Source organism: Gluconacetobacter entanii (assembly GCF_003206495.1).
GTDB classification, from domain to species: Bacteria; Pseudomonadota; Alphaproteobacteria; order Acetobacterales; family Acetobacteraceae; genus Novacetimonas; species Novacetimonas entanii.
The window spans coordinates 92,258-105,944 of the sequence record NZ_NKUF01000005.1 but is presented as its reverse complement, the minus strand read 5'-3'; the positions used below and the strand labels follow the sequence as shown (position 1 = coordinate 105,944).

Below are 13,687 nucleotides of genomic sequence, written 5' to 3'. Positions count from 1 at the left end.
GCGGGCATGTGATACGGCGCCGGGATTTCGTGCTCGCGGCCCTGCCCTTCGCGGCGGCGGCCCTTGCGGGACGGGCAAGGGCCTCCGAACTGCCCCCCAAGCGGCTGCCGGCGCAGGCGCAGTCGGTCACCAGCCCGCAACTCCTGCTGGGTGGCGACAGGGGCAGCCCGGCGGGACGGTGGGGCAACCTGCTGGCCCCGGAACTTGAACGCGCCTTCGGCCACGGGCAGGTGGTTTCAACCCGCATGACCGTGGGACAGGATGGCGTCACGGCGGCCAACCTGTTCGATACCCAGACCCCGCCCGATGGGACCACCGCGCTGGCGGTGCCGGGGGCGGCACTGGTCGCCGCCCTGTCGGGGGCGCCGCGCATCCATTTCGATTACACCCGCTGGCTGCCCCTGTTCTTCAGCCTGCTGTCGCCGGTGGTGATCGGGCGCGCGCAGCTTCACCACAACCTTGAAAATTTCATGCGTGACCGCCCGGTGCGCATCGCGGTGTCCACCCTGACGGGCATCGAACTGCCGACCGTCCTTGGCATGACGCTGTTCGGCCTGCGTCCCATTCCCGTGCCCGGCCTTGCCAGCGTCACGGATGCGATCACGGCGCTGCGGGACAACCAGGTCGATGTGATCCAGATCCTCTACCCGCAGGGGTCCGCCGAAACGCGCACGGCGATCGAGGCCCTGTCGCATGATGGCTATCCCGCGCTCTTTACCCTGACCGACAGCGTGGCGCTCGATATCGGCGGGCAGCACGTGCCATGCATGCATGACGTGCTGCTGCGTGAAAACCATTCGGCCCTGTCCACCCTGCTCTATGGGGCGTGGACGGCGCTGGCCGGGGCGGCGTCGCTGGATATCGGGCTGGTGCTGCCGATGCTGACCCCGCCGCCGCTGGTCGCGGAATGGCGTCACGCCACCGACATTGCCATCGACGGCGCGGACATCCGCACCATGGCCGGCAGCACGGGACGCAGGCTGCTTGATGCGGAGGCATGCACGGCGTCCTACCGTCAGATGGCGGGCGATGTGACCTCCATCATGGCGCTGCGGCGCTGGCTTTCGACCCACCTGCCCGACTGGCGCATGGGCTGAGGGCGGCACCCGTAGCCCATTGAAATTATAAAAGTTTTTGGTGAAGCTTTTTTCAAGAAGCTTCAAAGAACGCCGCGTTTTCCGATCAAAAGGGGGCACCCAGAAACTTTTGTCTCTTTCGGAACAGCCTCTCAGGCGCGCGACTGCCGACGCAGCAGTACCCGGACCGCCCCCTGGTTGGCCGCATGCGGATGCACCACCGCAAGGATGAAGCGCCGCAGATCCGCACGCCCCAGCCATAGCGGAAGTTCGCGGCGCAGGATGCCGCCATTGACGCCACTGCCCAGCCCGGTGATGATTTCCACGCACCGCACATTGTCGGCCCGCGCCTGCAACAGGAAGGTATGCAGGCGATAGAACGCCGTCTGCGCGATCTGCCCATGCAGGTCCAGCCGCCGCTGCGGACGCAGCCGTCCGCTGACCAGCCCGCGCCAGCTTGTATCGTCAAGGCCGGGACGCCGGACCCCGATTTCAAGCGCACGGTCATGGTCTGTCCTGCCATGAATGGACCGCTGGTGCAGTCCGGGCGGGGTGAGGCGGCGGATGCCATCGGCAGGCACCGCCATCTTCGATGCTGGCGCGCCCTCCTGCGCCGGGGATGCCCCCTGCGGGGCCGACAGTGGCGCGCGCGGCGCGGCGCGGGCCGGGCGCAAGGGCGAAATATCCTGCGTAAAGGCCGCCCACAGCGCCTGCTCATCCTGATTGAGTATCCGACGCCGCCGCACCTTCACCTTCCTCCCGCGCCCGCTATTCCCGTTTTCCCGGCAGATGATGACGCGCAAAACAGCCAGACATGCGCCACACGACAGGATGGGATCCTGTCGCCGTTCCTTATCATGACATACTGCCATGCCGGCATCAAAAAACCCCGCCGCATGATGCGAAGGGGCCAGAACCGGCAGGACGCCGTTGGCGGCGGCAGGCCAGAAAGTCCTTACTGCGCGCCGGGCTGTTCCAGCGTCAGGGTCTGTCCCTGATACTTGCCCGTCAGGGTGTTGAGGAAGGCGACGATGTCGGCCACGTCCTGGTCGGAGATATCGTGGTCCGGCGTCTGGTAACGCGCCATGTCCCGCACCGCGCCATCAAGCGTCTTGACGCTGCCGTCATGGAAATACGGCGCGGTCAGGGCCACGTTGCGCAGGTTGGGCACCTTGAAGCGTTCCATGTCCTGCTGCTGGTGGGTGACGGTAAAGCGTCCCTTGTCCGCGTCGGTGATCGCCCCGCCACGCGCGGCGAAATAGTCACCCTCCAGGCCCATGACCTCGAACGCCTGCCCGCCCATCGACGCGCCGGTATGACAGCCGGAGCAGCCGATATTCTTGAACAGTTCGTAGCCGTGCTTTTCCTGCGTGTTGAGCGCGGTGTCATCGCCCTTCAGGTACTGGTCGAACCGGCTGTCGGGCGTCAGCAGCGTCTTTTCGAACTCGGCGATCGCAGCGGTGATCGTATCCTGGTTGATGTCCGCACTGCCGAAGGCGGTCTGGAAATCCGTGACATAGGTCGGATCGGCCCGCAGGCGGTCGGCCACGGCGTTCCAGTCATGCGATCCCATTTCCAGCGGGTTCATCACCGGCCCCGCCGCCTGATCCGCCAGCGTCGCGGCACGCCCGTTCCAGAACTGGCTCTTGTTCAGCGCGGCATTGAACACCGTCGGGTCGTTGATCGGCCCCTTCTGCCCAAAGATGCCCGTCGCGGTGACCAGGCCGTCCATGCCGGCATGCTGCAGGCTGTGGCAGCTTGCGCAGTTCAGTTCCCCGTTTTCCGACAGCTTCTTTTCAAAGAACAGCCGCTGCCCCAGCGCCACCTTGTTCGCATCCACAGGCAGGGATTCGGGCACGGGCTGCACCGGTTCGGCGGCAAAGCGCGACGCAACCCCCGGCGTTGCGTAATGTTCGCGCCGTTCCTGCGCGATCCATGACAGGACGGCGTCACGCTGTTCGGTGGACATGCGGGCATGCCAGTGCATCAGCAGGTACAGCGAGGGCGGCATGCGGTTCTGGCGCACCACTTCCTCGATCCGGGCCATGGCTTCCTCGCCGGGGACCTTGCCGGTCTGCAGGGCCTCGATCACGGGCTCGACACGAAAATGGCGCAGGCCCTGGTCGCGGTCGCGGTTCATCAACTGGTTGGCCACCGGCACCTTGAAATAGAACGGCAGTTCCACCTTCGCCGCGTGACAGTAATCGCACCGCGCCTCGCGCAGGACGTTCAGCGCCGTGGCCGAAACGGCATCGACACCCGCCCCTGCCGGCGCGGGCGCCGTTTCATGATCGAAATGGGTCAGATAGGCGACAGTGCCGCCGTACGCTACGCCCCCGGCGGCCACGATCCCCAGAATCGCCTTCCTTACCGACATGTCCCTGTATTCCCCCGTCTGTGTTCGGGGATGTTCTGACCGATCGGCGGAGCATTTGTCAAAATAATCGTTTCAATGAAAACAAGTGAAAAAATCAATAACCGGGAATGCGCCTCATGCGCCGCTTTCACGCAGGGCCGCGCGCACGCGTTCGCGCGCGATCTCGACATAGCCACTGTCAAGGTCGATGCCGATTCCACGCGCCCCTTCGCGCAGGGCGGCGACAATGGTCGTACCCGTCCCCATGAAGGGATCCAGCACCACCGCATCGGGGCGGCCATGCAGGCGGATGCACATCTGCGGCAGGCTGACGGGGAAGGTGCCGGGGTGGTTGTATTTCTGCGCCCTGCCCTGCACCGTTTCATACGGGACGAACCACGTATCCCCCCGGCAGCGCCGGTCCTGCCGGTGCCCGCGGCGTGCGATGTTCGACTTGTCCATATAGGGCACGCCGACATCAAGCCGCCGGAGGTTCACATTCCCCGACCGGGTCAGGTGAAACAGGTGTTCGTGGTTGCGATGGAGATAGCGGTGGCTGTTGACCGGCTTGAAATGGCCGAACGTTTCCGTCCCGATCGAAATCGACTTCACCCAGCTTATATGGTTCTGCAGCGCGAACAGCGCGCGCAGCCTTACCGCGAGTTCGAACGGCAGCCATGGCTGCGCCGATGACCCGGCGATATTGAGGAAGAACGACCCGTCAGGTTTCAGCACGCGCCGGACCTGGCGTGCGATCGCCACCATCCAGTCGAGATAGCCCTGTTCATCAAGCGTATCGTTATAGGTGCTGTAGCGCAGGCCGATATTGTACGGCGGCGATGTCACCACGACATCGACACTGTCGGCCGGCATCCGGCGCAGGACCTTCAGGCAGTCGCCGCGCACCAGTTGGTGCGGCCCCTCGCGATAACGTATGGTGCGTGGCGGCACGGGCCCCTGTGGGCCGGCCGCCGTGGTGGTGGACCGCCCGGCCATGGTTCTCTACCCCTTGTTGTCGCGCGATCGGTCGTGACCGGTCAGGGTGCGTTATCCCCGGAGTCCCTGCCATTCCCTGCATCCTGCGCCGCCTTGCGGGGCAGCAGCACGACCAACTGGCCAACGGAATGCTGGGCCGCGGCATCCTGCGCCGCCTCCGGACCCCAGCCAAGATACAGGTCCACGCTTCCGGTTCCCTTGACGTCACGGCTCAGGTCCTGCGCGAATCCCAGCCGTTTCCACGCTTCCACATGGCCCGACGCATTGACGGCCGTATCGATCCACACCGGCGCACCCAGCGGGATGGCATGGCGGTCCACCGCCAGCGAACGCCCCGGCGTCAGCGGCACGCCCAGCGCACCCGGCGTCCCCACATCGGTGGTGTCCGACGGCAGTTCAGTGAAGAAGACGTAATTGGGATTCTGCTCCATCACGCTGCGGGCCTGTTCGGGATGCTCCTCCAGCCAGGCGCGAATCGCCGTCAGGCTGACATGGCCTTCCTCAAGGTAGCCCTTCTGCACCATCACCTGACCAAGCGGGACATAGGGCTGCCCGTTATGCCCGTCGAAGCTGAGGCGTACGACCTTCTCGTTGGGCAGGCGCACACGCCCCGCGCCCTGCACCTGCAGGAAGAACAGGTCAACCGGGTCGGCCACCCACAGCAGTTCCAGCTTGTGATGCGCAAGCGCCCCGCCATCGATCTGCGCACGGGTGGCGTAGGGGACGAATTTCTTGCCTTCCCACCGGCCGGTCTGCATGTGGCCCTGTGCGTCGCGCACGCGCTGCAGGTCGGCCGGCCGGCGATAGACCGGGGTCTGGTAGATCCCGCCGCGTTTAAGGGAGCCACGGATTTCAGGTTCGTAATACCCGGTGAACAGCGTCCCCTGCCGGTCGGGCGTGCCGATGCGGTAGGGCCGGAACCATGTCTGGAAGAAGTCGCGCGCCGCGGCATCACTATCGGGTGCGACCCTGCGCGCGGCATCGCACGCCGCCAGCCAGTCGCCGACATGGTTGCCCACCCGGGCCGTGCCATCGCCAAGCGCGCTGTCAGCCGGCAGGGAGCCGAGCTTGTGACATTCCTCCACAAAGACCGAAAGCGCCTGCGCCGTACTGTCGGCATCCCAGCCCGGAACCTTTGCAAATGAAATGGCCTTGGTCTTGGCGGGAAACCTGTTCTGCCCGTGGGAGGCCGCATGGGCGGTTCGGAGCCCCATCTGCGGGGCAAGGCCATAGCACGCACACAGGAGCGCCGACGCAAGAACAGGTACAGGCTTCATGGTCAATCGGGAACAGTCTCTGGCTGGTGTTTCTTGGGAGGAAGGCGGGAAGGTCAGGCGCTGCGGCTGGCGCCAAGACGCCACTGCGCGCCGGTGACGGCAACGCCGAGGATCCGTTCGAACGTCCACAGGTCCGAAAACTCGGTCACGGCATCCACACCCGCGACCGGCTGCCCGTTCTGGTCGAGCGTCACGCTGACCTGGTCGGACACGATACGCACCTCGATGCGGGCATACGGCACGCTGGCATCGGGGGAGAGTTCCGCATCCGTGATCGCCATGTCGGTGATGTCACGGATCTCGCTGCGCATGGTCTCATGCGCCTGCTGGCGCGAAACGATTGCGGCCTCGAACGCGGTAAACGTGCTTTCGGTCAGGTGCTGGCGCAGGGTTTCGACATCGCCCACGGCATAGGCATGGACGATCTGGCGAAAGGCGGCCTCCGCCTCCCTGATGAAGCTGTCGGGCGTAAATCCCGGCTGGCGCGCGGCAATCGCGGACAGCACCTGCCCCACGCGGGTATCGGGCGTGGGAATGTCATAGGTCGTGGCAGGCGCCACGGGTTCGGGCGTCCCCTCGATCACCGGGGCGGGGGCGGCCGCCGGACGTATCGGCTGCGGCGCGGGTTCGGCGCCGACACGCCGGCCCAGGATACCCCGCAGGCGCAGCACCAGAAACACGGCGATCAGCCCCAGGAACACCAGATCAAGGGGGAAATGCCCGAATAGAAAATCCATGCCGCCTGTCCATACCCGCGAGCGGGAGAACCCCGACCCGTTAAAAAAATCCTTCGGCAAACATAGGCAACGCCCGCTGCCAAGACAATGCGACAGAAGCGTTTAATGCGCATATCGCGGGAATTGCACCACGACGCGACATGGTTGGCGAACGCGTGGAGGCATGCTACCGGCTTGGAACACCCGTTTTCCTTCCCCCTTTTCCGTCTCAGGGAACAAAGAGCCACATGACCGACAAGCCTTCCGACCTTCCGAAGAACGCCGACGCACCGCAGGAGGAACAGGCCGCTCCGCAGATCTTCAGGACGATCAACATCCAGTACGTCAAGGATCTCTCGTTCGAGGTTCCGAATGCGCCGCTGATCTTCCAGCAGTTGCAGACGGAAACCCCCACCATGCAGCCGCAGATCGACGTGCAGGCACGGCAGATCACCCGTGAACAGCCCCTGTACGAGGTGACCCTGCACACGAAGATCGAGGCATCGCTGCCGCCCGTGACCCCGGACACGCAGGCGGCCGCCCGTCAGGTGTTCATTGTCGAACTGTACTACTGTGCGCTGGTGACGGTAACGGGGGCGCCCGAACACATCCTTGAGCAGATCCTCGAAATCGAAACCCCGAGCCTGCTTTTCCCGTTCGTGCGTAACATCGTGAATGACGCGACGCGCGATGGCGGATTCCCGCCGGTCCTGCTGCAGCCCGTCGATTTCGCGGCACTGTGGCACCACAAGCGCAACACCTTCGCGCAGGCCGCCGGACACGCCTGAAACCGGCGCCCTTCCAACCGGCGCGCTTCGTCGTGACGGAGGCACAGGCCCGGCGGGATCACCCCGCCGGGCTTTTTTGTGCCCTGCCCCTCAGCCCCGCGCGCCAAGGCAGGCGAGCATGCCCGCACTGTCAGGGGTGGGGGCGACCTCCACCGACTTCCACTGCGCCGCGTCGAGCACATGGGCCGTGCGTGCGGAAATGACGATGGCGCGCACCTGCACCAGCGCCATGCGCAGGGCGGACGTCAACGCCTCCATGAACGCCTGCGCCGTGCGCGGGGAGTAGAACAGCACCGCCCCCGCCTGCCCCCGTCGCAGCATCTCACCGGCGCGTGCATCCAGCCGCCTGCGCCGCGTCACGCGATAGACCACGCGCCGCCGGACCCGGAATCCGGCATCGCGCAGGCCACGGGCAAGGTCCATGCCGTATCCCCGCCCCATCGCCAGCAACAACGCCCCCGCCGACGGGACGACGCATGCCAGCAGCATCCGGCCCAGCCCCTCCGCCGTGCCTTCGGGCGCGACCTGCACATGGACAAACCCGGCGGCGCGCGCCCGGCGCGCGGTCGCGGCCCCGACGGCATAGCAGGGGATGTTCACAAGGTCCGGCAATGCAATGGCGGAGATGGCCTGGCTGCTGGTCACGACCACGGCCTGCGGCGGCGCTGCCGGCGGGGCGGCACCGCCCGGCGCCAGTGGACACGACACGATATCCAGCATCGGGGCGGCAACGGGACGCCACCCCTGCGCGGCAGTGGCTTCCATCGTTTCGGCAAGGCCGGGGGGCGGGCGCGTCACCAGCACGCCCGCCCTGTCACGCGACGGCGGCGCGTGGGGCCTATTCGGCAAAGATGTCCGGCGGGCTGTCGGCCCGCAGGCTGCGGCCCAGCGCATGGCCAAGGCGCGCGGCATCGGACGGCGCACCGCTGATGGAACGCTTGAGCAGGAAGGACCCGTCCTCCCGCGCGACAAGGCCCGTCAGGTGCAGTTCCGGCGCGCCACCGGCCACCACCGGGATCAGGCGCGCATACCCGCCGATCGGCGTGCGGCACGACCCGTCAAGTTCCGCAAGCAGCGCGCGCTCCGCCGTGGCGACGGCGCGGGCCTCGTAATCCTCGATCGCGGCAAGGAGTTCGCGCAGTTCGATATCGCTTTCGCGCACCGTCACACCGACGATCCCCTGCCCCGCGGCGGGCACCATGATGGTGGGATCGAGGATGACGTCGGCGCGATCCTCCATCCCCAGGCGACGCAGGCCCGCCAGCGCCAGCAGGGTGGCGTCGCACTGCCGCGCCGCCAGCTTGTCGAGGCGCGTCTGCACATTGCCGCGCAGCAGGCCGAACCGCAGGTCGGGACGGACATGCAGCATCTGCGCCTGCCGCCGCACGGACGCACATCCCACCAGCGCACCGGGGGCAAGCGCGGAATACGGGTCCATCGGGTCGGGCGTGGGGCAGTCGGGGCCAAGGATCAGCACGTCGCGCGCATCCTCGCGCCGCAGGGTGCACGCCAGCACCAGCCCCGGCGGCAGCGTCGTCTCCAGGTCCTTGAGGCTGTGGACCGCAAAATCGATCCGCCCGTCGAGCAGGGCTTCGTGGATTTCCTTGGCGAACAGCCCCTTGCCGCCAATTTCCGCCAGCTTGCGGTTGAGCACCTGATCGCCCGTCGTGCTGATCTGGTGTTCCTGGAACGCGCCCATGTCGCGCAGGACCGGGCAGAAGCGCGTCAGCACCGTCAGGAACGCGCGCGTCTGCACGAGTGCCAGCGGGGACGCGCGCGTTCCCACCTTCAGCGGCAGTTGCCTGCGGTGCGGCTCGGCGCGGGGGGCGTCCTTTCGCTGGCGTGCAGCGGCCTCGGCCGCGACTTTCTGCAGCGCGGACGACGGAGCTGGGGCGGAAGACTTTGCGAAATCCATATCGCGTGTCTATTACCCCATCGCGATAAAGGAAAGATGACATTCGCCCCGAACGGACGGTATTTTGCACGATGAGCCAGCGCCCAGCCCCCGCACCCGACCTGCCATCACCCGTGCTGGCGATTGAATCTTCTTGCGATGACACGGCCTGCGCCATCGTTTCGGCCGACGGCACCATCATGGCAGAGGCGACATTAACGCAATCCGGACATGTGCCATTCGGCGGGGTCGTGCCCGAAATCGCGGCGCGCGCGCACCTCGGCGCGCTGCCCGCGCTGGTGCGCGACGTGCTGGACCGGGCCGGGATGAAACCCGCCGGCATCGGCGCGATCGCCGCAAGCTGTGGCCCCGGCCTGATCGGGGGCCTGATCGTCGGCGCGAACTTCGCCAAGGGACTTGCCCTTGCACTGGGGCGCCCGTTCATTGCCGTCAACCATATCGAGGCCCATGCCCTGACGGCCCGCCTGCCGGGGATCACGCCCGATGGCGCGCCGTTCCCCTACCTCCTGCTGCTGGTGTCGGGCGGACATTGCCAGTGCATCGCGGTCGAGGGCGTGGGCCGGTACCGCAGGCTGGGGGGCACGATCGACGACGCGGCGGGCGAGGCGTTTGACAAGGTGGCCAAGATGCTCGGCCTTGGCTGGCCCGGCGGCCCGGCGGTCGAGGCCCTCGCACGACACGGCGACCCGTCCGCCTTTGCCCTGCCACGTCCGCTGATGGGGCGGACGGGATGCGATTTCTCTTTTTCCGGCCTGAAAACGGCGGTGGCGCAGAAACTTGCCCCCTATGACCGCGCGGCCCTGCCGCATGACGTGGCGGCGGGTCTGGCTGCAAGTTTCCAGATGGCGGTCAGCGATATCGTGGCCGACCGAATCGAACATGCGCTGGACATGATGCCCGATGCGCGGGGCCTGGTCGCGGCGGGCGGGGTGGCGGCCAACACGTCCCTGCGCGCGCGCCTGACGGAGATCGCGCGGGCGCGGGGCCTGCCGTTCGCCGCCCCGCCGCTGCGGCTGTGCACGGACAATGCGGTCATGGTGGCCTGGGCCGCGATCGAGACGATGCACGAAGCACGGGCGCATGGCCTGCCCGTTCCCGATGACATCGCCCTGCGCCCGCGCCCGCGCTGGCCCCTGTCGGACATGGCCGCACGCTTCGCCCCGGCGGGTACGGCGGACTGACACGACCTTCCCGCCCGGTCGCATGCGGCGTCATCGCCGGGCCCGCTCCTCCACGCTTGCATGCCGCGCGCGTTCGGGCGCATGCCTGTGCGGTCACGATACGCCACCACAGGAGCACACGGGCATGAACAGCGCGCATATCGCCGTCATCGGCGCGGGGGCATGGGGCATCGCGCTTGCGATACAGGCGGCGCGGGCGGGCGCGCATGTGCATCTGTGGGCGCGTCGGGCCGAACCGCTGCCGGACACGCGCATCCTGCCCCGCCTGCCCGATGCGCCCCTGCCGGACCGTGTCACCCTGTCCGGCGAAATGCCGGCGCGCGCCGATGCGATCCTCCTTGCCGTGCCGACGCAGCACCTGCGCGGTGTCTGCGCGCGCGTGCCCCCCGTCGCGCCGATGATCGCGTGCTGCAAGGGCGTGGAACTTGCGACCGGCCTGCTGCCGACCGGGATCATGGCGCAGGTCCATCCCGGCGTGACGCATGGCGTGCTGTCCGGCCCGAACTTCGCCCATGAGATCGCCCGTGGCCTGCCCGCCGCCTCAGTGCTGGCCTGCGCCAGCGCGACACAGGCGCGCGCACTTGCCGACCTGCTGACGACGCCGTCCTTTCGCCTGTATGCCAGCGATGACCCCACCGGGGTGCAGGTCGGTGGCGCGGCAAAGAACGTCATCGCCATCGCCGCCGGCGCCACGATCGGCGCGGGCCTTGGTGAAAACGCGCGCGCGGCGCTGATCACCCGCAGCCTCGCCGAACTCGGCCGCCTGTCGCATGCGCTGGGCGGACGGGCGGAAACGCTGTCGGGACTGGCGGGAATCGGGGACCTGATCCTGACCTGCACGGGGGCGGCGTCGCGCAATTCCACGCTGGGCCTCGCGCTGGGGCGGGGCAGGACGCTGGAGCAGGCCCTTGCCCATGGTGGCGGAGTCGTGGAGGGCGTGACCACCGCGCCCGCGCTGCTGGCCCTTGCCCGCGCGCGCGGGGTCTGCGTCCCGATCATCGAGACCGTGGCCCTGCTGCTGGCGGGGGAAATCGACCTGCCGGACGCACGCACGCGCCTGATGAGCCGTCCGGTGGGGCAGGAGTTCGCGGCAATCGCGTGACGCATGCCCCCATGTCGGGATCACACGTTACAGGGGTTTTACACAAATCCCCCGTGCAAAGCCTGCCTTCGCGTGGCAGGGGTCTTGACTGCGGGGGGCGAATCTTCGCCTATCCCCCAAGGCCGCTGGCCACGCGGCATCCCTGTTTCCAAGCCCGAGCAATTCCCATGACCTGTGCGTATGACTTCACGTTGCCCGCCCTGAGCGGAGAGCCGATCGACCTTTCTACCCTGCGTGGCAAGCCGATCCTGATTGTCAACACGGCATCGAAATGTGGCTTCACCCCCCAGTACGAGGGATTGCAGGGACTGTGGACGACATGGCGCAGCCATGATCTGATGGTGATTGGCGTGCCGTCGAACGATTTTGGCGCGCAGGAACCCGGCACTGCGCAGGAAATCGGCGCGTTCTGCGAACGCAATTACCACGTCACCTTCCCGCTGGCGGCAAAGTGCCATGTGCGCGGGCCGCAGGCCATTCCGCTGTTCCGCTGGCTGGCGCAGCAGGGCGGCTTCCTCGCGCGGCCACGGTGGAATTTCTACAAATACCTGATCGGGCGCGACGGCACGCTGGTGAACTGGTTTTCGTCCATCACCTCGCCCGAATCCCGTCGCGTCCGCATGGCGGTCGAACGCGCCGTCATGGACCACTGATGCCGCCATCACCGCGCGGCCACGGGTGCGGCGCACGTGCTTAGGGGATTCCTGACGGTTGGCGGCTGGACCATGCTCAGCCGCATCCTCGGGCTTGTGCGCGACCAGTTGCTGGCCGCGCTGATGGGGGTGGGGCCGGTCCAGGACGCCTACCAGATCGCCTTTCGCCTGCCCAACATGTTCCGCCGCCTGTTTGGCGAAGGCGCGCTCAACGCCGCGTTCGTGCCGCTGTTCTCCTCCCTGCTGGCGACGGAGGGGCGCGAACCGGCCCGCCGCTTCGCCAATGAAACGCTGAGCGTACTGATCGCATGGCTGACGCTGCTGATGGTGCTGGGCGAAATCTTCATGCCCGGCGTGCTGCGCCTGCTTGCCCCCGGATTCGCCCATGACGGGGTGCGCGATACGCTCGCCATATCGCTCAGCCGCATCACCTTCCCCTACCTCGTGCTGATCTGCGGGGCGGCGCTGGTGTCGGGCGTGCTCAACGGCATGCACCATTTCGGCGTGGCGGCGGCGGCGTATGTCAGCTTCAACGTCGTGGGAATCGCGGCCATACTGCTTCTGCCGCCCTATGTCGGCGGGGTCGCGCCCGCCGCCGCGTGGGGGGTGACGGCGTCGGGCGTGATCCAGTTCGCCATCCTGCTGTTCGCGCTGCACCGCGCGGGCATGACGCTGCACCCGGTGGTGCCGTGCGTGACGCCGCGCATCCGCCTGCTGCTCGGGCGCATGGCGGTCGGGCTGGTGGGCAGCGGCATCACGCAGATCAACCTGATGATCGACACCATCATCGCCACCCTGCTGCCTGCGGGCAGCGTGTCGCTGATGTATTTCGCCGACCGTGTGAACCAGCTGCCCCTTGGCGTGCTCGGCGCTGCGGCGGGGACGACGCTGCTGCCGGTGCTGACGCGCCACCTTGCGCGCGGGGAACTGGACGACGCGCACGCCATCCATAACCGCGCCATCGAATATGCGCTGGTCCTGACGCTGCCTGCGACACTGGGACTGATCCTTGTCGCGGACCCGGTGATGATGACGCTGTTCGGGCACGGGTCGTTTTCCACCCATGACGCGGTGATGTCGGCGCAGTCGCTGCGCGCCTATGCGCTGGGGCTGCCGGCCTTCGTGATGGTCAAGGTGCTCTCCCCCGGGTTTTTCGCACGGGGCGATACCCGCACCCCGGTCATCATCGGGCTGGGCACACTTGCGCTCAACCTCGTGCTCAACCTGATGTTCATGCACCCGCTGGCCCATGTCGGCCCGCCACTGGCCAGCAGCCTTGCCGCCATCGTCAACGTGGTCGTGCTGGGCGCGATCCTGCTGCGCAACGGGGCAATGCACCTGACTGAAAACCTGATATCGCGCCTGTCGCGCATGACCGCCTGCGCCGCCATCATGGCGGTGGTGGTCATGGCCCTGTGCCAGTGGACACCGGCGGGGCGGATGATGGACATGACCCGCACGGGACGGACGCTGATGCTGGGCGCGGTCATGGTGGTGGCCGCGCTTACCTATGGCACGGGGCTGCACCTGACGGGCATCATGGATGGCGGGCGCATCACCTCCGCCATCGCGCGGCGGCTGGGCCTGCGCGCCACACCACGCGCGGAGTGAACGCCCTTCCCTATTT

The 13,687-nt window shown here is 67.2% G+C and carries 13 protein-coding genes; 6 read left to right on the top strand and 7 right to left on the bottom strand.

From position 1 onward, the window contains the following. Positions 1-29: 29 nt before the first annotated feature. Positions 30-1,097 carry a hypothetical protein gene (locus CFR72_RS04075; RefSeq protein ID WP_244182165.1) on the top strand — a complete coding sequence of 356 codons (1,068 nt, stop codon included), beginning with the start codon at positions 30-32 and terminating at the stop codon, positions 1,095-1,097. A gap of 131 nt (positions 1,098-1,228) precedes the next feature. On the opposite strand, the gene CFR72_RS04070 is transcribed toward CFR72_RS04075, so the two are convergent. From CFR72_RS04070 to CFR72_RS04050, 5 genes are all read right to left on the bottom strand, one after another. Continuing rightward, positions 1,229-1,822, bottom strand: a complete 594-nt coding sequence (locus CFR72_RS04070; protein WP_233045090.1) for a Smr/MutS family protein — start codon at positions 1,820-1,822, stop codon at positions 1,229-1,231. A gap of 209 nt (positions 1,823-2,031) precedes the next feature. Beyond that, entirely contained in the window at positions 2,032-3,453 is a 1,422-nt protein-coding gene (locus tag CFR72_RS04065; protein WP_171789945.1) for a cytochrome-c peroxidase, read from the bottom strand. Positions 3,454-3,567: 114 nt separating this feature from the next. Continuing rightward, positions 3,568-4,428 (bottom strand): DNA-methyltransferase, encoded by an 861-nt coding sequence (locus tag CFR72_RS04060; RefSeq protein ID WP_110912763.1) that lies wholly within the window; start codon positions 4,426-4,428, stop codon positions 3,568-3,570. 41 nt (positions 4,429-4,469) lie between these two features. Next, positions 4,470-5,705, bottom strand: coding sequence for a murein transglycosylase A (gene mltA, locus CFR72_RS04055; RefSeq protein ID WP_110912762.1), 1,236 nt, complete (start codon positions 5,703-5,705; stop codon positions 4,470-4,472). A gap of 53 nt (positions 5,706-5,758) precedes the next feature. After that, positions 5,759-6,442 (bottom strand): Tim44/TimA family putative adaptor protein, encoded by a 684-nt coding sequence (locus CFR72_RS04050; RefSeq protein WP_110912761.1) that lies wholly within the window; start codon positions 6,440-6,442, stop codon positions 5,759-5,761. Between the two features lie 227 nt (positions 6,443-6,669). On the opposite strand from CFR72_RS04050, the gene secB reads away from it, so the two are divergent. Beyond that, positions 6,670-7,209, top strand: coding sequence for a protein-export chaperone SecB (gene secB, locus CFR72_RS04045; RefSeq protein WP_110912760.1), 540 nt, complete (start codon positions 6,670-6,672; stop codon positions 7,207-7,209). Positions 7,210-7,299: 90 nt separating this feature from the next. Here the strand turns inward: secB and CFR72_RS04040 are convergent, their stop codons facing one another. Together CFR72_RS04040 and hemC are read right to left on the bottom strand one after the other, a co-directional pair. Next, positions 7,300-8,058, bottom strand: a complete 759-nt coding sequence (locus CFR72_RS04040) for a uroporphyrinogen-III synthase (RefSeq protein WP_244182164.1) — start codon at positions 8,056-8,058, stop codon at positions 7,300-7,302. After that, positions 8,048-9,124 (bottom strand): hydroxymethylbilane synthase, encoded by a 1,077-nt coding sequence (gene hemC / locus CFR72_RS04035; protein WP_110912759.1) that lies wholly within the window; start codon positions 9,122-9,124, stop codon positions 8,048-8,050. The genes CFR72_RS04040 and hemC overlap by 11 nt, the downstream gene beginning before the upstream one ends. A 71-nt stretch (positions 9,125-9,195) precedes the next feature. Between hemC and tsaD the strand changes: the two genes are divergently transcribed. The 4 genes from tsaD (at position 9,196) to murJ (ending at position 13,671) form a co-directional block, all read left to right on the top strand. Next, entirely contained in the window at positions 9,196-10,305 is a 1,110-nt protein-coding gene (tsaD, locus tag CFR72_RS04030; RefSeq protein WP_110912758.1) for a tRNA (adenosine(37)-N6)-threonylcarbamoyltransferase complex transferase subunit TsaD, read from the top strand. An 85-nt stretch (positions 10,306-10,390) separates the two neighbouring features. Beyond that, a complete protein-coding gene (locus CFR72_RS04025; protein WP_408869956.1) occupies positions 10,391-11,407 on the top strand; it encodes an NAD(P)H-dependent glycerol-3-phosphate dehydrogenase in 1,017 nt (338 codons plus the stop codon). A gap of 167 nt (positions 11,408-11,574) precedes the next feature. Beyond that, the gene (locus CFR72_RS04020; RefSeq protein WP_110912757.1) at positions 11,575-12,060 is read left to right on the top strand and encodes a glutathione peroxidase; all 486 of its coding nucleotides are present in this window, start codon (positions 11,575-11,577) and stop codon (positions 12,058-12,060) included. Between the two features lie 36 nt (positions 12,061-12,096). Next, on the top strand, positions 12,097-13,671 hold the full coding sequence (gene murJ, locus CFR72_RS04015; RefSeq protein WP_110912756.1) for a murein biosynthesis integral membrane protein MurJ: 1,575 nt from the start codon (positions 12,097-12,099) through the stop codon (positions 13,669-13,671). Positions 13,672-13,687: the final 16 nt, after the last annotated feature.

What these genes read in the sequence shown, in the direction of transcription:
- CFR72_RS04065 (WP_171789945.1), bottom strand. Translation starts at nt 3,453, where the DNA reads ATGTCGGTAAGGAAGGCGATTCTGGGGATCGTGGCCGCCGGGGGCGTA.
- CFR72_RS04060 (WP_110912763.1), bottom strand. Translation starts at nt 4,428, where the DNA reads ATGGCCGGGCGGTCCACCACCACGGCGGCCGGCCCACAGGGGCCCGTG.
- mltA (WP_110912762.1), bottom strand. Translation starts at nt 5,705, where the DNA reads ATGAAGCCTGTACCTGTTCTTGCGTCGGCGCTCCTGTGTGCGTGCTAT.
- CFR72_RS04050 (WP_110912761.1), bottom strand. Translation starts at nt 6,442, where the DNA reads ATGGATTTTCTATTCGGGCATTTCCCCCTTGATCTGGTGTTCCTGGGG.
- secB (WP_110912760.1), top strand. Translation starts at nt 6,670, where the DNA reads ATGACCGACAAGCCTTCCGACCTTCCGAAGAACGCCGACGCACCGCAG.
- hemC (WP_110912759.1), bottom strand. Translation starts at nt 9,124, where the DNA reads ATGGATTTCGCAAAGTCTTCCGCCCCAGCTCCGTCGTCCGCGCTGCAG.
- tsaD (WP_110912758.1), top strand. Translation starts at nt 9,196, where the DNA reads ATGAGCCAGCGCCCAGCCCCCGCACCCGACCTGCCATCACCCGTGCTG.
- CFR72_RS04020 (WP_110912757.1), top strand. Translation starts at nt 11,575, where the DNA reads ATGACCTGTGCGTATGACTTCACGTTGCCCGCCCTGAGCGGAGAGCCG.